This is a genomic window from Mesobacillus foraminis (assembly GCF_004340465.1).
In the GTDB taxonomy this organism is placed as follows: domain Bacteria; phylum Bacillota; class Bacilli; order Bacillales; family Cytobacillaceae; genus Mesobacillus_B; species Mesobacillus_B foraminis.
Genome location: NZ_SLVV01000015.1, coordinates 74,119 through 92,256, shown reverse-complemented (window position 1 = coordinate 92,256; position 18,138 = coordinate 74,119). Strand labels below are relative to the sequence as shown.

16 protein-coding genes are annotated in these 18,138 nt (G+C 44.6%); 1 reads left to right on the top strand and 15 read right to left on the bottom strand.

Annotated features, from left to right (window positions below; translation table 11 throughout):
- Nucleotides 1–4: 4 nt before the first annotated feature.
- The 10 genes from EV146_RS23785 to EV146_RS23740 form a co-directional block, all read right to left on the bottom strand.
- Nucleotides 5–1,069, bottom strand: a complete 1,065-nt coding sequence (locus tag EV146_RS23785) for a C45 family autoproteolytic acyltransferase/hydrolase (protein WP_132011226.1) — start codon at nt 1,067–1,069, stop codon at nt 5–7.
- Nucleotides 1,070–1,219: 150 nt separating this feature from the next.
- Complete coding sequence (locus tag EV146_RS23780) at nt 1,220–1,606, bottom strand: YidH family protein (protein WP_132011225.1); 387 nt, start codon at nt 1,604–1,606, stop codon at nt 1,220–1,222.
- Nucleotides 1,607–1,854: 248 nt separating this feature from the next.
- The gene (locus EV146_RS23775; RefSeq protein WP_132011224.1) at nt 1,855–2,631 is read right to left on the bottom strand and encodes a sulfite exporter TauE/SafE family protein; all 777 of its coding nucleotides are present in this window, start codon (nt 2,629–2,631) and stop codon (nt 1,855–1,857) included.
- A 50-nt stretch (nt 2,632–2,681) separates the two neighbouring features.
- Nucleotides 2,682–2,909, bottom strand: coding sequence for a sulfurtransferase TusA family protein (locus EV146_RS23770; protein WP_132011223.1), 228 nt, complete (start codon nt 2,907–2,909; stop codon nt 2,682–2,684).
- A gap of 31 nt (nt 2,910–2,940) precedes the next feature.
- On the bottom strand, nt 2,941–4,068 hold the full coding sequence (locus tag EV146_RS23765; RefSeq protein ID WP_132011222.1) for an MBL fold metallo-hydrolase: 1,128 nt from the start codon (nt 4,066–4,068) through the stop codon (nt 2,941–2,943).
- A gap of 45 nt (nt 4,069–4,113) precedes the next feature.
- Complete coding sequence (locus tag EV146_RS23760) at nt 4,114–4,677, bottom strand: sulfurtransferase TusA family protein (RefSeq protein WP_132011221.1); 564 nt, start codon at nt 4,675–4,677, stop codon at nt 4,114–4,116.
- Between the two features lie 48 nt (nt 4,678–4,725).
- On the bottom strand, nt 4,726–5,022 hold the full coding sequence (locus EV146_RS23755; RefSeq protein WP_132011220.1) for a rhodanese-like domain-containing protein: 297 nt from the start codon (nt 5,020–5,022) through the stop codon (nt 4,726–4,728).
- A 100-nt stretch (nt 5,023–5,122) separates the two neighbouring features.
- Entirely contained in the window at nt 5,123–5,602 is a 480-nt protein-coding gene (locus EV146_RS23750; RefSeq protein WP_132011219.1) for a DsrE/DsrF/DrsH-like family protein, read from the bottom strand.
- 84 nt (nt 5,603–5,686) lie between these two features.
- Nucleotides 5,687–5,950, bottom strand: coding sequence for a metal-sensitive transcriptional regulator (locus EV146_RS23745; RefSeq protein WP_132011218.1), 264 nt, complete (start codon nt 5,948–5,950; stop codon nt 5,687–5,689).
- 290 nt (nt 5,951–6,240) lie between these two features.
- Nucleotides 6,241–7,749, bottom strand: a complete 1,509-nt coding sequence (locus EV146_RS23740; protein ID WP_132011217.1) for a DHA2 family efflux MFS transporter permease subunit — start codon at nt 7,747–7,749, stop codon at nt 6,241–6,243.
- Between the two features lie 187 nt (nt 7,750–7,936).
- Here EV146_RS23740 and EV146_RS23735 point away from each other — a divergent pair, with 187 nt between their 5' ends.
- Nucleotides 7,937–8,836, top strand: a complete 900-nt coding sequence (locus EV146_RS23735; RefSeq protein ID WP_132011216.1) for a TetR/AcrR family transcriptional regulator — start codon at nt 7,937–7,939, stop codon at nt 8,834–8,836.
- A 60-nt stretch (nt 8,837–8,896) separates the two neighbouring features.
- On the opposite strand, the gene EV146_RS23730 is transcribed toward EV146_RS23735, so the two are convergent.
- From EV146_RS23730 to putP, 5 genes are all read right to left on the bottom strand, one after another.
- A complete protein-coding gene (locus EV146_RS23730; protein ID WP_132011215.1) occupies nt 8,897–10,582 on the bottom strand; it encodes a methyl-accepting chemotaxis protein in 1,686 nt (561 codons plus the stop codon).
- Between the two features lie 461 nt (nt 10,583–11,043).
- On the bottom strand, nt 11,044–12,792 hold the full coding sequence (locus EV146_RS23725) for an alkaline phosphatase D family protein (protein ID WP_132011214.1): 1,749 nt from the start codon (nt 12,790–12,792) through the stop codon (nt 11,044–11,046).
- A 548-nt stretch (nt 12,793–13,340) separates the two neighbouring features.
- On the bottom strand, nt 13,341–14,333 hold the full coding sequence (locus tag EV146_RS23720; protein WP_132011213.1) for an LLM class flavin-dependent oxidoreductase: 993 nt from the start codon (nt 14,331–14,333) through the stop codon (nt 13,341–13,343).
- A 138-nt stretch (nt 14,334–14,471) separates the two neighbouring features.
- Nucleotides 14,472–16,166 (bottom strand): sigma-54 interaction domain-containing protein, encoded by a 1,695-nt coding sequence (locus tag EV146_RS23715; protein WP_132011212.1) that lies wholly within the window; start codon nt 16,164–16,166, stop codon nt 14,472–14,474.
- Between the two features lie 507 nt (nt 16,167–16,673).
- Nucleotides 16,674–18,137, bottom strand: a complete 1,464-nt coding sequence (putP, locus tag EV146_RS23710; RefSeq protein WP_132011211.1) for a sodium/proline symporter PutP — start codon at nt 18,135–18,137, stop codon at nt 16,674–16,676.
- Nucleotide 18,138: the final 1 nt, after the last annotated feature.

Sequence of the window (18,138 nt, the reverse complement as noted above, 5' to 3'; positions counted from 1 at the left end):
GATTCTATCTTCTGAACCAATCTGCTTTCTCGTCCATATGCAGGAATGGTATATCGGTATCAATTTCACCTGTAATCCGGTTTATGTCTACATCCTCGCCTTCGAGCCACTTCCCAAAGTCGCACTCCACTGGCTCCCTGTCCCCGCCCAATGCAATCCATGCCTTCATTTCCCTTGGAAGATAGGCGGTCGTATGAATGGTCCCTGCCCAGCTGCTGTATAAATCAGAAAACACGCCTTTATTCCGGTCATTCAACAGCCTGAAAGCCTGTTTCGCTTCTTGGTGGGCATATTGCTGTTTCCGCATGACATCCAGCCGGCGCTTTGAATCTTCTAGGTGATTGCGGTTTTCGTGCTTCATAATCTCAAAGTGGTTGGTGCAGGCATTGGACTGCCGAACCTCTACACCGCGAGGCGATGTCTCGACAACAAAGGTCTCGCCGCTTTTATCATAAACGACATAAGTGAACGAATGCCGGTGAGGGATTTCCTTCAGCATGGCTACGGCCTCTCCTGTATTGGCACAGGATTCTAAAATAAGCCTGCCAATCATACAGCAAATGAAGCCATCACCAGGATTTTTCCGATTCATAAAATTATATCCGATTGCCAGCCCTTTTTCGTTCATACCATCCATGCGCCCAGTCACCCGCTGGCTTGGGCCAATCATGGCATATCCGATATCAGACGGCTGGAAAAGAACATAACGGCCTTCATAGGTTTTGGGATGGTAATCATAATTCCGGATCAAATAATGATCCCCTGTCAAAATGGAACAGCCTGACCGAACATAATCCAGCCGGTAGCCCCCATATTCCTTTAGGACCTTATCCAACGGCCATTCCAGGGCTGCCTGCAGCCCGAGAAGCTCGTCCCAAATACCAGGTGCAAACGCCACGATAGCTGCTTTTGTTTCCTCTATATTAATTGTAAAACGCGGCTTTCGAACCTTCCACTGATTTTCACGGTTCATCACGGACAATGATCCTTTTAATTTCTCGCCTTGCATATATCCAAAATCATAGTGAGATCCCCGAAATTGAATCACATCACTATAAATTTCCTTCATAACAATCCCTCTATTTCATACCTTCTATTTCTAATAAGGATAGCTGATAAATCCATGAAAATAAAGGCAGGAGGGCTAAAGTAGCAGATTCATTTAATTTGGAGTTTATTCATTTTATCGTACATCTTGTAAAACTAAGTACCTTTGGACTTATACAATCACAAAGTAAATCCCAAACAACAAAGCAATAAAAATGATAAACATACTTAAGGTGACAATGTATTTTTTTGAAGCCACAAAAGTCTGCCCATTGATTGAATTGATTTTTTTAAAATAAACAATTGTAGCCATAATGATAGTGATGATTCCAAGACCCACTGAAAAAAGCCCAATTAACGTAGCAAGCCAATGCCCTGCTGGTGTTAGACTGGGCTTCATATTGTGGTGGAGGTTTGTTACCAGAAAACCCACGCCAATGATGGCAATCGCTGTGCGTAGCCAGGCCAAAAAAGTCCGTTCATTGGCCAAATGCTGCTGAATATATTTTGAATCTGTCGTAGGGGCCGAATCTCCCCATCTTTCTTTCCCTCTGATCATCCCGAATCACTCCCTTATAAAAAGCCTTACTCTTACTTTAACCTCAATGATGAACCGTAAATCATTAATCTGCGGGGTCAGGCACCCTTTGGGGCATTACAGCGCCAAAGAGGGTCAGGCACGCCTTCGTGCATTACAGCAACAAAGTGGGACAGGCACCCTTTCACACATTACAGCACCAACGAGGGACAGGCACCGTTTGGGGCATTACAGCACTAACGGGAACAGCCATATTTTACTGGAGTTAGTTATAGGATATCGATCCAGATTTTTATGGCTGTTGACAGAATCAATAAGGCCAATACGACTTGAAGCACCTTGGTATTCATCTTTTTCCCGGCCATTGCCCCTAGTGGAGAGGCAATGAGGCTTGCTACAACCATAATGGCTGCGGGACCATATTCTACCTGCCCTGTTGTAATTTTACCGACTGTAGCACCAATCGATGAAATAAAGGTAATCGCCAATGATGACGCGATGGTCATTCTGGTCGGGATTTTGAGCACAACCAGCATAACCGGGACCAATAAAAATGCCCCGGCGGCTCCAACGATTCCTGCTCCTATCCCAATAATCACCGAAAAAAAAGCTGCAAGCCATTTGTTGAATTTCACTTGATCCAGCGGTATATCATCCAGCCCTTTTTTAGGAATGAACATCATCACTGCGGCTGTCAATGCCAGGATTCCATAAATCAGGTTGATGCCTGCTTCAGACATCAGCCTGGAGCCAAATCCGCCAATAAAGCTTCCGACTAAAATGCTGGCCCCCATGTAGGCAATTAACGATTTATTTAAATAACCGCCTTTCCGGTAGGCAAAGACTCCGCCGATGGTTGCAAAAAATACCTGCACGGCGCTGATGCCGGATACTTCGTGGGCACTGAATGCTGCCAGGCCAAACAATGGAGGAATATAAAGAAGCATCGGATATTTGATGATGGACCCGCCAATCCCGAGCATTCCCGAAATATATGAACCGATAAATCCTATTAGAAAAATAGTGATAATAAATGCGATATCCAAAGAATCTGCCTCCTTTAAAAAAGGGAACCAAGCTGGTTCCCTTTATCCTATTAACCCTTTTTAATCCAGAATTTCAGGACATCACTTTCCTCTTCGTGCTTCGCAAGCTCATGCCCCCCTGATTTTGCCCAGGCAGCAAGGTCATTTTTTGCCCCTTTATCGGTTGCATGGATTTCCAGCACCTGGCCTGATTCAAGCTCAGCCATTGCTTTCTTCGTTTTTATAATCGGCATTGGACATGCCAGCCCTTTTGCGTCTAATACTTTGTTTGCTTCCATTTTTATAGCCCCCTGCACTTATAATTTTTTTTTACCGGACCGCACAGCGGTTCGGACCGATTTCCATTTCGCGCTGCTTTTCTGTATCAGGGCTGATTTTACCCATATTCGTTTCACGAATTTCCTGATACGCATTTGGCTGCGGCGGAAGATTTTCAGTTACTAGCTTTCTAAACACATTTTCATCTTCAATGTTCAAGCCGTGGTTCTTGACAAACAGTGTGCCAAGCTTCTCTGCAACACTTCCATCTTCATTCAGCTCATCAATGATCATAAAGTGGGCAGGTAGGACAATCAATTCTTCAGATAGCTCTCTGTAAGTTTTATAAAGACTTTCTCTCAAATCTCCAACCCAGTCCTCTGCCAATCCAGCAAGATCCGGCCTTCCGATGGAATCGATAAAGAGGATGTCACCTGAAAGCAAGTAATGCTCATCGACTACGAAAGATGTGGATCCAATTGTATGCCCCGGAGAGTATAAAGAATGAATCAGGATCTTGGTTTCCCCAATTGTTACATCATGACCGCCTTCAAGCGGCTCATAATCAAAGGTTACTTCTGCTGCATCCTTAGGGGGCAGCCAGTATGTTGCATTTGTTTTCTCGGCAATCACCCGGCCCCCTGAGATGTGGTCGGCATGAAGATGGGTATCAAGTACATGGGTAATCTTCGCGTTCATGCTTTGAGCAAAATTAAGGTAAATGTCTGTCATGCGGGTAGCATCAATAAGAGCCGCTTCCCCATTTGACAGAACCATGTAGGAAAGGCATCCTTTCCCAATCCGGACAAACTGGTAAAGCTCTCCGCCATCTTTCAGTTCCCCAACCTTCACAGGCTCCAAATGTTCGCTCCAGACCTTCATTCCGCCCTGCAGATAAGAAACATCAAGTCCTGCATCAGACAGCATTTCTGCCACCATTACCGATGAACCTTCTTTTGCGCAGACAACAAGGACCTCCTGGCCGGCTGGAATTTGGTCCAGTATTTCTTCTACTCCGTCAAGCAGCTCAAAATAAGGGATATTTAAATACTGAAAGTTTTTTCCTTCAATCTTCCAATCCTGAAAATCACTTTCATTCCGGACATCTAAAACAAACAGTTTTTCTTTGTTAAAGACTTTCTTCGTTACTTCTTTTGAAGTCATTGCTTTAAAAGCCATTACACTTACCCCCTTGGGTATAATTAAAATTAAATTTTTTTAGGATTACAGAGTAATCGTCTTTCCGCTCCAGCCGCTCATGCCAGGCACGACGTTCGTTACTTTGCTGAACCCATTTTGGGCCAGCTTTTGTGCAGCCAGGTCACTGCGGCTTCCAGTACGGCATATCACAAAGATCTGATCTTCTTTATTAAGCTCATCGAGACGTGTTTCCAGCTCGCCGATCGGAATGTTAATCGCATACGGTATATGGTTAAAGGCATATTCCGCTTCTTCTCTAACATCCAGTACGACAATGGATTCATTTAATTTGTTCTCAAGTTCTTCATTCGTTGCCACGAAAGGATGCTTTCTTTCTTCTGTTTCTTCACTGGATGATTTTCGAAGATAATGCTTCATGACCTCGCCTTCTTCAATGGTACCTAAATAATCATGTCCTGAACTTTCTGCCCATGCTTTAAGGTCCGCTTTTGAACCTTTGTCGGTTGCCTGGACTTCAATCACCTGGCCTGCTTCTACACTGTTCATAGCTTTTTTGGTTTTTACAATTGGCATCGGACAAGCCAGCCCTTTTGCATCCAATACTAAATCAGTTTTTAAAGATTCCATTAAGATTCCTCCGTTTTACCCTTTGGGGTATATATTAGTTTAAAAAAATTATTCAGTCGTACCTTCCCACGCCAGCATCCCGCCAGCCATATTAATAATGTTATAGCCATGGCTGTCCAGCAGCTGGCACGCACGGCCGCTTCTTCCTCCTGACCGGCAGACCATGATATATTCCTTCGATTTATCCAGTTCATGTATGCGGAATTCCAATAATCCAATAGGAATATGAACAGCACCAGGGATTTTACCTGCAGCTACTTCATCCACTTCCCGTACATCGACAATATTCAATGGCTTTTTATCATGTAATAATTTCTCTACTTCTTTGGCTGTCATTTGTTTCATGCTTATTCCTCCTTACTGTTCCCCCGCCCTTAACTTTGTTATCGGCAAAGTCCAGGTTTTCAGCTCTTTGCTTGCTTTCGTCATATCCTTTGACATCTTTTTAGATGAACAGATTCACATTGCCATCCTCGGCATCCGACAGGTAGGCCGCAACTCCTGCATATTCAATATTGTCCAAGAGTTCTTCCTGCTGAAGACCGAGAAGATCCATTGTCATTGTGCAGGCTACAAGCTTTACATCCTGCTCTTGAGCCATCTCGATCAGCTGGGGAAGTGACACGGCATTATGCTTCTTCATGACATCCTTGATCATTTTCGGGCCAAACCCTGCAAAATGCATCTTGGATAGTCCCATTTTATCCGCGCCTCTTGGCATCATTTTGGCAAACATTTTTTCAATGAATCCTTTTTTAATAGCAATATCTTCATCTTTCCTTAAAGCGTTCAACCCCCAGAAGGTATGAAAGATGGTTACTTCATGGTCATAGGCTGCTGCACCATTGGCAATGATGTAGGCTGCCATCGCTTTATCATAATCACCGCTGAATAATACGATTGTTGTTTTTTTCTTTTCAGCCATTGTTATTCCTCCTATATTTAAAATTACATTTACCCCTATGGGTATTATAGTAACGAAAATAAAATTGGGTGTCAACCCATTCTCTTATCTGCTTTTTATCAGCAGGTTTACGGCTTCTTTTACCAGTTCATCTGTTTGCTGCTCTCCCTGGGCTTCGGTGTTTCGCACACACTCGACAAGATTTGAGCTGACGACCAATCCAATTGAACGGTCAATGGCAGATCTCGCTGCCGACAATTGGGTGATTACATCTTTGCACTCTTTGCCTTCTTCCATCATGCGCAAAATTCCTCTAAGCTGGCCTTCAATCCGCTTTACCCGGTTTTTCATCTGTCCATTGTAATCCATCCGAATCCCTCCTTCATATTACAATTAAAAGCTTTTCGCTTGTTTCTTTGATCAATTATGAGATTCATATTATACCCCTTATGGTATTTTGTCAACTTATTCATAAAAAATAGGAGGCTTTTAATTCAGCCTGCCTATCTCGCCTAACAGCAAGGCGTCTGGGCCAGCCTCATCATTTACCCGGATAAAGGTATTTTAAGAAATACAGTTAAGGGTATAAAAAAAAGAGGGAGAAATCACAAATGATTCCTCCCTCTTTATATCGCCAATAATACTGGCAAAAATCAAATTTAAGATTGTTTCTGTGCCTCGACCGGATCCTGGGCCGGCTTGGCTCGTTTGATGAAGAATGCCATTATCAGGGCCACCGCGGCAATGAAAGTTGCCACAAGGAAAGCATCGTTGATTCCTTCAAGCATGGCCTTCATGGCAATTTGCTGCTTCATTTCGGCAATCGCTGCCTCTGTCGGCGGAGTGGCAGCGGCAGTAGCCTGCTTCATGGCATCCTCAGCGATTTGAGCAGCATGTGTTTCAGTGCGTGTGGACATGACGGTTACCAGCAATGCGGTTCCGATGGCGCCTGACACCTGGTTCAATGTATTGTTCATGGCGGTACCATGCGGGTAGAAGCGTGTCGGCAGCTGATTTAAGCCATTGGTCGAAACCGGCATCATCACCATGGACATCCCGAACATCCTGACTCCGTGTAAAACCATCAAATAGGTATATGGCGTATCAAGCTCTAATTGACTAAACATATAAGTTGTAATCACCAGGATCGTCAATCCTACTATTGCAAGGATGCGTCCGCCAAACTTATCAAATAGACGGCCGGTTACAGGTGACATCAACGCCATCGCAAGAGCACCTGGAAGCATCATTAATCCCGCATCCAGCGGTGAAATCCCGCGGATCGTCTGGACATAGATAGGAATCAGCAGCATGCCGGAAAACATCGCCATGTTGACGACCATGGTAATGGCGGATGATAAAGCAAACATTGGATATTTAAAAATGGTGAAATTCAGCATTGGGCGCTCCAGTTTTGACTGGCGCAGGATAAAGATAATTAAAGAGATAACACCGATAGTGATCGTTCCATAAACCTGGGGGCTGTCCCATCCTTTGCTGCCTGCAGAACTGAATCCATACAGCAAGCCGCCAAAACCCACACTGGATAATAACAGGGATATTAAATCCAGGTGAATATTCACCTTTTCCTTTTTATCTTTAAGCAGGAAGAAGCCAATCAATAATACGGTAATCGCAATTGGTGTAACGAAATGGAACAGCATCCTCCAGTCATAATGCTCAATGATCCAACCGGATAAAGTCGGGCCAATTGCTGGTGCAGCCATTAAAATAAGACCGAAGATCCCCATTGCCGCTCCCCTTTTTTCAATTGGGAAAGATACGAGCATGACATTCATCAGCAATGGCATCATGATGGCCGTTCCGGAAGCCTGGACCATCCGCGCGGTCAGCAGGACAGGAAATGCATGCGCAACGCCCGCTATCAGCGTCCCGATCGTAAACAGACTCATCGCAACCAAAAAGAGACGGCGTACAGAGTATTTTTGAATTAAAAAGGCCGTTGTAGGAATCATAATTCCGTTAACCAGCATGAAGCCCGTTGTCAGCCACTGGACTGTGGAAGCATCAACATCAAGCTCCACCATGATGGAAGGAAGAGCAATATTTAGTAATGTATTATTTAAAAAAGCAATAAAAGCACCGATCATCAGGACAGCAAGTATCCCGTAAGGCGGTCGCTTCGCCTCTTTAATGGATTGTTCCATTCTATTTCCCCCTATATACAAATAGTTCATTATTTTATACCCTCGTTATACAGACATCTATCATATACCAAGAGTATAAATTTTGCAATTGCTATATATCCTGTTATTATCTGGGTTTGTTTATCCAACCAAAGTAATGTAGTATGAAATTTGTACAGGCAGTTCAATTCATTTCAAAGGTGATTTTATGAATGACAGGAAGCAGCATGTAATCAAAATGGCCCATCAATTGTTTATCGACAAAGGCTTTCAAAATACATCCATTCAGGACATATTAACCTATAGTGGTATTTCCAAAGGAACGTTCTATAACTATTTTTCTTCCAAAAACGAATTATTAATCGCTCTTTTTAAATCCATCTACAAGAATGTGGAGCAGGCCCGGAACGAGCTGCTGATTGGGCAGGACCCGAGGGATATCGGGATTTTTACCAAACAGGTAGAATTACAGTTAAAAACCAATCGGACAAGCAAGCTGATTTCTCTGTTTGAAGAAGTACTTGTTTCAAACGATGAAGATCTCAAACAATTCATCAATCGCGGCCAGTTAAGGGCCCTCCGGTGGATTTACGGGCGGTTCATCGATCTTTTCGGGGAGGACAAAAAGCCTTATCTTCTGGACTGTTCCATTATGTTCATGGGAATCCTGCATCACAACCTGAAATTTAATAAACTGGCGCATGGTGCAAACACCGATGTCGGCCAAATTGCCCAATATAGTGTGGAGCGTATGATTGGAATGGTCGAAGAAGTATCCCGCAGCCGTGACCAATTAATTCAGCCTGAGCTTTTGGAACGCTGGCTTCCGAACTGCCAGTTGCCTGACAGGACTTTTCAAGAGCAGCTGTTCCGAACGATACTTGGCATGAAAAAGACCCTGAATCCTCATAAAGCCCAGCAGAAATATACAGAGCTACTGGACTTCTTGCAGGAGGAACTTCTGCAATCAAAAAGTCCCAGAAAATACATTGTTGAGAGTGCCTTATTATCTTTAAAAGAAGATTCTGCTTTATTCTCTAGTGAAGATCTCCAGATGCTGAGTCAGCTGGTTCATACCTTTTTTAATCAGGATAAGGTAACACAATAGTCCAAAAGAAAAACAGGCGCTTCGTTTTGCGAATGCGCCTGTTTTTCTTACAATTATCTATTAAACTTTGAAGCGCGAAATCATGGATTGCAAATCCTCGGCCAATTTAGTTAGCGAATGTGTTGCATTTGATACTTCCTCAATAGAGGCCAGCTGCTGCTCGCTGGCAGCCGCGGCGCTTTCTGTACCCGCCAATGCTTCCTTGGATCCTTCCGCAATTTCTTCCATTGTCTGCTGCACGACTTCGAAACCAGTTGTAATATGCTGAGTTGCCGCTGCCACTTCTTGAATTTGTGATGTCACCTGCTCAATTAAGTCCAGGATCTCATTGAAATTCGAATCTGTTTCTTTAGAGATCATAATTCCTGATTTTACATTGTCCTTTACCAAAAGAATATTATTGACTGTTTCATTTGAGTCACTCTGGATGGTTGAGACGAGAGTATGAATATGGGCTGCAGATTGATTAGTCTGGTCAGCCAACTTTCTCACTTCCTCTGCCACGACCGCAAAACCTTTCCCATGCTCTCCGGCCCTTGCTGCCTCAATTGCAGCGTTAAGGGCCAGCAAATTCGTTTGTCCCGAGATATTCGTAATAAGAGAAGAGATTTCCTTAATTTTCGTCGCACTTAGAACTAAAGAATTTACCCCTTTATTGGCCAGATCGACTGACTGATTAATGGAATCCATTTGATTAAGCATATCCTTGACTGAATTGGCACCATGTTCTGCCTGGCCTTTCATGGTAAAAGAAACTTCTGCCACCATGTTCGCGTTGGATGCAACAGACATGATGCTGTTCAGTGATTCATTTACTGAATTCAGGCTATTGACAGTTATATGGCTATGATGACTGTTGCTGTTTGCAATTGCCTGCATGGTCTCTGAGATGTGTTCTGAAGTGACCCTGGATTGTTCTGTACTGGCAGAAAGTTCTTCCGAGGAAGCCGCAACCTGTTCCGAAGAGCTTCCGATTCGGGAAATCATCTCACCAAGAGATCCTGCAAATGCATTGAAAGACTGTGCCAGCTGCCCAAATTCATTATTCCCTTCGACTTGAACCCTCTTTGTAAGATCTGCATCTCCGTGAGCGATATCATCCAGCTGTCTGTTGATCGCGTGAAGTGGTTTAAGAATGGCTCTCAGTAACTGAAGAGTTAAAATGATGCCCGCCACGGATGCCAAGATAGCTATTCCTACAAGGAATCTCTGGCTCCAGGCACCAGCTTTTTCACTTTCCAGCTTGATTGCCTCAACATCCTTATTCAGGCGGTCCACCATTTTATCAACTGCTGGATCAAGAACCTGCTTTCTCAAGTCTCTTTCTTCCCCAAAGTGCAGCTCCTTCGCTTGCTCCGGATTCTCATCATAACTGCCAGCCACTTGCTGACTTATCTCCCAGAACTGATTAAAGCTTTTCTTCAGGAAATCGATGCTATTGCGGGTTTCCCCTTCATGGGCAAGGCTATTAAGGCCTTCAATGGCAGAATTGATATCCTCCGCTTTTTCCCTCATCCCCTCAGTGTACTCATGATCACCTGTAATAATAAATGCCCTCTCATCATTTGACAGTCCTGCTAAGCGATATTGAATGTAAGTTACCGACTTTTGCAATTCCATTTTATCTTTCAAAAGATTTTTTTTCTCGATTGTAGAATCAATAACAAAAACGGAAAAGCCCCCCAGCACGATAATCGTCAGGATTAAAATTGATAGTGTAGATATTAATCTTGTTTTTATACTCATTTAAGCTCCCTATTCCTCCCATTTGCTATAACTTTGGTTTCCATTCCCAATTTATTTCTCTATTAAATATCGACAAATATCCTTCACATTTAACGATTAATTGAAATTAGTCGGCTAACTTAGCTTTATAGCACGGAAAAGCCATTATGTTCGGGGGAAGGTCGCTGGGGATTCTATGGTATGGATTATTCAGTTCCGTATGCGAGTGTTAAAATCGGGAGGCACAGGGGCATCATATTTTCTTTGCGTTCCCTCCACCGATTAAAATCATGGACACCGGGCACGCATTCTCCCTTTGCGTTCCCTCCTCCAGTTAAAATCAACGATGCCGGGCACGCATCTTTTCCTCATGCCGCCTACCCACGTGTAAAACTCGAGATTCGGGCTCACATTCTCCTCAGCATAAAAAAATGGCACCCCGCTTATAACAGGGCACCATGCTTTTACAAAATTTAAGACAATTAATTCGTTACCTTCTTACGCCGTTTCTGCTGCTGCTTTTCATGAGCGCGCTCATGGGCACGATGGCGGTCCTCTTCCACTTCCGCGGATTTTTGGATACCCATTGGCACTGTGTTTGAATCGATTTCTTTTATGCCTTCATTGTTCTTTTCAAAAATAAAGGAAGCTCTGGTAGAAATATCGGCACCCGGTGTTGTCACATAAGGCACGACCCGGTAGTCTGCGCGCCATTGTTCAGGAGTGACCCGGCAGCGGACATAGCCGCGGTAGTTATTAAAGAACTTGATATGAGGGTTCAGCGTTAAAAATTTCTCGGTATCGGCACGAACATCAGAACCATCACCGCCTGAAGTAATGGACGTTCCGACAAACTCCGCACCGATAATAGGGGCATCTGGATTATTATAGTCTGTCGTTAAATTGGAGGCCCAGCTTGCATGAACGTCACCGGTCAGGACAACCAGATTGTTGATGTTCTTTTCTTTTACATAATCGGTTACCCTCTGGCGCTGAGCCGGATATCCGTCCCAGGAGTCCATGCTGAATCTTGGCGCAGTGCTTGTCCCGGAGTTCCGCTGAGCAAAGAAAATCTGCTGCGGCAGCACATTCCATTTTGATTTTGAGTTTCCAAGGTTGTTAAGCAGCCACTGTTCCTGCTCCGCCCCAAGAAGTGTCCGTTTGGGATCCAGTGATTCCGCAGTATGAGCCTTCGTACCATCCCCGTTCGCCTGATCATCGCGATACTGTCGGGTATCCAGGACAAAGAAAGAGGCTAGATCGCCATAATGGAAGTCCCTGTACAGCTGCATGCCTCCATCATGTGGGAGCGAAGATTTCCGCAGCGGCATATGCTCGTAATAAACCTGGTAGGCGGCAGCCCGGCGCTTGATAAATTCTTCCACTGACTGGCCTTTTTCAGGAATGACATTCGCATAGTTATTTTCTACTTCATGGTCATCCCAGGTTACCACCCACGGGAACGCGGCATGTGCAGCTCTCAGGTCAGCATCAGAACGGTATTGCGCAAAGCGGTTGCGGTAGTCTTCAACTGTAACGATTTCATCTCCGCTATGGGCACGGACATTCCCTGTAGGGGATACATATTCATTTGTTCCATATTCATATATGTAGTCGCCAAGATGGAAAACCAGATCAAGGTCCTCTTTTGCCATATGTTTATAGGCAGTAAAATACCCATGCTCGTACTGCTGGCAGGAAGCAATGGCAAATGTCAGGCTCGAGACACTTGCACCAAGCGGCGGCAGGGTTTTCGTTCTTCCAGCCGGGCTGATTTCTTTCCCTGCTTTAAAGCGGTAATAGTAAACACTGTTTGGCTTAAGTCCGCTTACCTCAATATGTACGGAATGTCCAAGATCCGGGGAAGCCATTTCTGTTCCGCGCTGAACGATGTTGCGGAAGTTTTCGTCTGTTGCCAGCTCCCATTTGACTGGTACTACGTGTGCGGGCATCCCGCCGCCGTTTAACGGATCTGGGGCCAGCCGTGTCCATAGAACGACACTGTCCGAAAGCGGGTCTCCTGACGCAACCCCCAGAGAAAATGGATAGTTGCTGAAGTTCGGAGCTGCCTCCACCTTAAATCCGCCTAACGAATGGGCAATCGTAAGGCCGAGTGATAGGCCTGCAATTTTGCCTGCCCCGCTTAGGAAGCTTCGGCGGTCAATATTTTTCTTCATGCTTTCCTCATTGATTTTCCTGATCAGTGCGTCAATTGGCCTTTCATTTGTCATGAAATGGTTCCCCTCTCTACATAAGATCTTTCGAGTTAGATTATAAATCTGAAATTTTAATGATCTGTAAAGAAGTGTAAAAGGAATTGGAAATGCTATCGAGATGTCTGGGTAAAAAGAGGCAGGCCTTATGGGATAAGAAAAACCAACAGCCTGGACGAGGGGAAATGAGGGGCACAGTCCATGGCAAAAGGCATACTAAAAATACAGTCTTTTTACCCTGTAATCGTTAACAGTTTCTTCAAAAAATCATTACAATAAAACAGGAATATTCCGTTTCATTTCAGTGTCAACTGGGAAAGGAATTTTTACTAGCTGGCTGTCACAGAGCATTTAAACTGCCAAAAAGTTATCACGCAAAATTATTTTTAACCTATTAAAAGATTTCTAAAAACCCCCTCCAGCTCTGAAGGGGGTTAGTTGCCTTTTGCCTCTAATCAAACGTTTGATTAAAACCGGCTTGCCAGGACAGGGATTGGCGGCATAAGGGTCCAGGTAAATCAGCGAGTTTACAACGAAATCTTTCTTTAGAATGAGCCTTCTGCCTGTTACAGGAAGGCTTCAGCCAATAAAATATAGCTTTTCATTTTGTCCTGAAAATTATATACATTATTGATAATCATGAATTCGTCGGTTTGATATTTCTCACTTAGCTGCAGGAGTTCATTTTTTACCTTCTCTGGTGTGCCAATGATCATGCGCTTTCGATTTTCCTCAATCTTGCTTTTTTCGCTGGCTGTTAAAGATCTGTTCCTCACTTCATCTACTGATGGAATCCTGGTATCCAGCCCCTTTTCAACTGCCAGCAGCCAAAAATCCTGGCTTAATGCCAGCTCCTCTGCTTTTTCCTGTGTTGGGGCACAAACAACAAATACACATACATTCGCTTTCGGCTCTGACATTAAAGGAGAAGGCTGAAAATGTTCATAGTAATAATCCAGGGCACGACTTCCATTAACAGGGGTAATAAAATGGCCATAGGTAAATGCAGTCCCATTTTCTGCGGCAACCCTTGCTCCCCGGTGGGTAATGCCCAAGAGCCACATTTCCGGCACACTCCCGGTCACCGGAAAAGCTTTTACGTCATGATAGGGGTGGTCCTTGGGCTGCTCATTCATCAAAAATCCCTGCAAATCCCTTACCTGACGGGGAAATTCATTCAGGCTTTTTCGTAAACCGTCTGTCAGCGCCAGCCTGGTGGCTGCGGAGCCTCCAGGGGAACGCCCGATTCCCGCATCAATTCGGTTGGGAAACAGAGCTTCAAGAAGTTTGAAGTTTTCGGCTACCTTATAAGGGCTGTATTGAGGCAGCAAAACACCGCCCGAACCAACACGGATTTTCTTCGTGTTCGAAGCAATATGAGAAATAAGAACCTCCGGAGAAGATCCCGCCATTCCATTCGTATTATGATGTTCCGCTATCCAAAACCGTGTGTATCCCAGGTCTTCCGTAATTTGTGCCAGTTGTACCGTTTTTCTGAGGGCCTCACTCGCTGAATCCCCTTTGCTAATGACTGATTGATCAAGGACACTTAATTTCACTAACAAACCCTCCATGCTTGCCTCTGTTGATGTTTATCTTCTATTTAACCCATAAAAATCTACGTTTGGATCTCGCTCCCCGAAGCGCAAACGAATGCTTCACCTGCTCTCCAAAAAGCCTTAGCTGGAGTTCCCTGTTCAATTCAAACCGTACTCTTTTATCTTGTTGTATAAAGTGCCTCTTGAGATGCCAAGCAGGCTGGCTGCGGCACTTTTGTTGCCATACGTTTTTTTTAAGGCTTCCTCTATTTCCAGCGCTTCTGCATTTTTCAGGGATAATTCGTGAGGTTCGATTTCGCCGTCTTTTCCATCGATATGGCTAACAATCAGCTTGCTTTTTATATGGTCAGGAAGCTGATCACTTGTAATGGCTGGTTTGTCGTTTAAAAGGACCATTCGTTCAATCGTATTCTTGAGTTCACGGATATTGCCGGGCCAGTCATAGTTCACTAACTGGAGTATGGCTTCGGATTCCATCTCTGGGCACGTTTTTTTATACTTGGTACTGAATTCGCGAAGATATTTCTCGACCAGGGAAACGATATCCTCTTTTCTGGTCCGAAGCGGGGGAATATCAATTGTGATGACCGAGAGGCGGAAATAAAGCTTTTCGTTAAAGCTGCCTTCTTTTAGCAATACATCAATGGAGTCCGACGTGGACGTAATGATCCTGGTTGGGGACGTAATCTTTTCTGCCCCTCCCACTCGGTAAAAGCTCTTGTCAACCAGATATTCCAGCAATTTCCCCTGGATGGACAGCGGCATTTTATCAATGTCTTCAATAAATAATGTACCGTTTAATGCCTGTTCGATTCTTCCAATTTGCAATGTTTGCTGCTCCGTCGTATAGGTTTCCTTCTGAAAACCGAAGAGTTCAATTTCCAGCATAGCCGGAGGAATAACGGAACAATTCAGCGTGATAAAAGCTCCATCGGCTTTTGCCCCGCCATAGTGGATGGCCTGAGCAAGCATTTCCTTTCCCGATCCTGGTTCCCCCGTTAAGTGAACCGGAATATCTGCATGAGCCACCTTTTGTGCTATTTTTAAAGCCTCCTGAAACTTGGGGCTCCCGGTGGGCATTGTTGAAAAAGGATTTTTCCTGGAAACAAGCAGAGAGGAGTTTGAGTCCAGCTCCTCGTTGAGCCTGAGGATATTGGTGATATTTTGTTCCGTAGCCACTCCGCCGATAATTTTATTATCAATCATAATAGGTGAAGCGTTTATCAGAACATGTGTATCCTTGTTGGGACGATGGTATTCTCCTCGTACGGGCAGGCCTTCATTCAGGATCCGATGAAGGACAACGGCTTCCTCGTTAAAATGCTCTCCGATTTTTTTGCCCAGGATGAATTCCTTTTTTATCTTGTACGTTTCTTCAGCGACAAGGTTCCAGTAAACAACTTGACCGTCTTCATTTACCGCAGTTACAGAGTCGTTTATCGTTTCCGCCAGTGTATCAAAATAGGCCGTAATCTCCCGGTTCTCTCCCTCCAGCTTTTCGATTGCCTTCGCGGAGGTTAAAACCCCCATGAATTCCCTTTCATTTTTAACTAGTACTGGCCGCCTCCAGTCCACTTCTTGCGAAACGATCCTTTCAGCCGTGACAATGGTTGAAGGCAGCCATTTGAGCTGCCGAAGCCAATCCGCAACAGGCCTGGAATCACCGCCCAGCTCGATCAGGCCATACTCATGGTCATGAATAATAAAGTATGTTCCACCCGCGACAACGACAAAATGATACTCGTTTAGTTTCTTCTTTATTTCAGATAAAGGTGTATGATCATTTACAATGGTAAAGGAGTTATCCAGTTGGTATTGTGCACTTTTGAACATACTAAATTCCTTTCTGGCTTTTTTATCACTGTAACATAAATTAAACAGCCGTATCCACTCACTCGTACCTATCAGGGAGCTGGAGATACACTTCCTACGCCAGAAACGATTACCTGACGCCTTCCTAACAGGGAGCACCTGGACTCTAGCAGACTAGCACAGCTTTGCCCTCACTTCAAAGATATCCCGCAGTTTCCCAGCGAGGGAAGTGTATAAAAATCATCCTGTCCATAAAGCTTGCGCAGATGGATGAAAAAAAAAGCTGAACCTGTATGTCACAGATTTCAGCAATTGCAGGCCGATCATATTGACCCTTCTATCCACTCCCTGAATTTGAAGCATCGACGATTTACTAGGGCGACAAAGCATGCAGCCATTCCCTTTTTCACCCTTTTAACGTGTAAAACTATTGGTTTCAAAAGTTGTTTCCAGGACATTCATTTGTTTAAATATTAACCCTGAGGCACTCCTAACTAGTCTTATAAAAGAACCTTGGGCACTTAATAGCTAAGCTGTCTTTTTATAAAGGTCAAATTCCTTCTTTAACTGGTCACTTGGCTCAGGTGTCGCCAGGCTGACCATCCAAATTGCAGCCAAACCAACAATGAAGCCAGGGATGATCTCGTAAAGGCTGTCCGCCAATACCGGTACATTGGCCCAGACAATGACCGTTACCGCTCCGCCAATCATTCCCGCCAGTGCGCCCCATCTGTTCATGCGTTTCCAGTAAAGACTCAAGAGAATGACGGGCCCAAATGCAGCTCCAAATCCCGCCCATGCATAGGCGACAAGCGAAAGGATGGTTCCATTTTTATTAAAAGCGAGCAGAACCGCAACCAGAGATACGACCAGGACGGAAATCCTGCTTACAAGCATCAGCTCCTTGTCTGAAGCCGACCTGCGGAAGAAGGTTTTATAGACATCCTCTGTCAGGGAGCTCGCGGTAACCAAAAGCTGTGATGAAATCGTACTCATCACGGCTGCCAAAAGTGCCGCCAGCAAAAACCCGGTAATCAATGGATGAAATAAGATTCCGCCAAGTTCAATAAAAATCGTTTCGGGGTCAGCAAGATTGAGGCCTTGCTTCGAAAAGAAGGCGAGGCCGATAAAACCAGTCAGCATGGCACCGCCAACGGAAAAAATCATCCAGCTCATGCCAATTCTTCGTGCTTTTTTGATTTCCTTTACCGACGAAATCGCCATAAATCGCACAATGATATGAGGCTGTCCAAAGTAGCCCAGCCCCCAGGCAAGCAAGGAGATGATCCCCAGGACCGTAGTTCCCTTAAAAATATCGAATAATTTCAAATCGATCCCTTTGATTTCTTCAACGGCCGGGCCAAAACCGCCAACCTCCATAATCGTTACTGCTGGTACTAAAATAAGTGCCACTACCATGATCAAGCCTTGGACAAAGTCAGTCCAGCTGACTGCTAAAAACCCGCCGAACAGCGTATAGGCAATGACCACCGCAGTAATGATCCAAAGGCCCGCCTGATAATCCAGATTAAAAGTTGACTCAAACAGTACCCCGCCCGATACCATTCCGGAAGAAACATAAAAAGTAAAGAATATAATAATGACAAGTCCGGAGGTTAAACGCAGCATGGATGACTGATCACCAAAACGATTTTCCAGATAGGAAGGAATCGTCATTGAATCATTGGCATTTTCTGTATACGTTCTTAGCCTCGGAGCCACATAAAGCCAATTTAAATAGGCACCGATTGTCAGCCCAATAGCAATCCACGAGGCGCTCAACCCTTGGGCAAACATCGCACCCGGCAGACCCATCAGCAGCCAGCCGCTCATATCGGACGCACCTGCGCTTAATGCCGTGACTGCAGCTCCAAGTCCCCTTCCACCCAACATATAATCCGATAGATTAGAAGTTCGCCTGTAAGCGAAATAACCGATTAACAGCATTCCCGCCATATAAATACCAATCGATATAAGTATCTGTGTGTTCAAT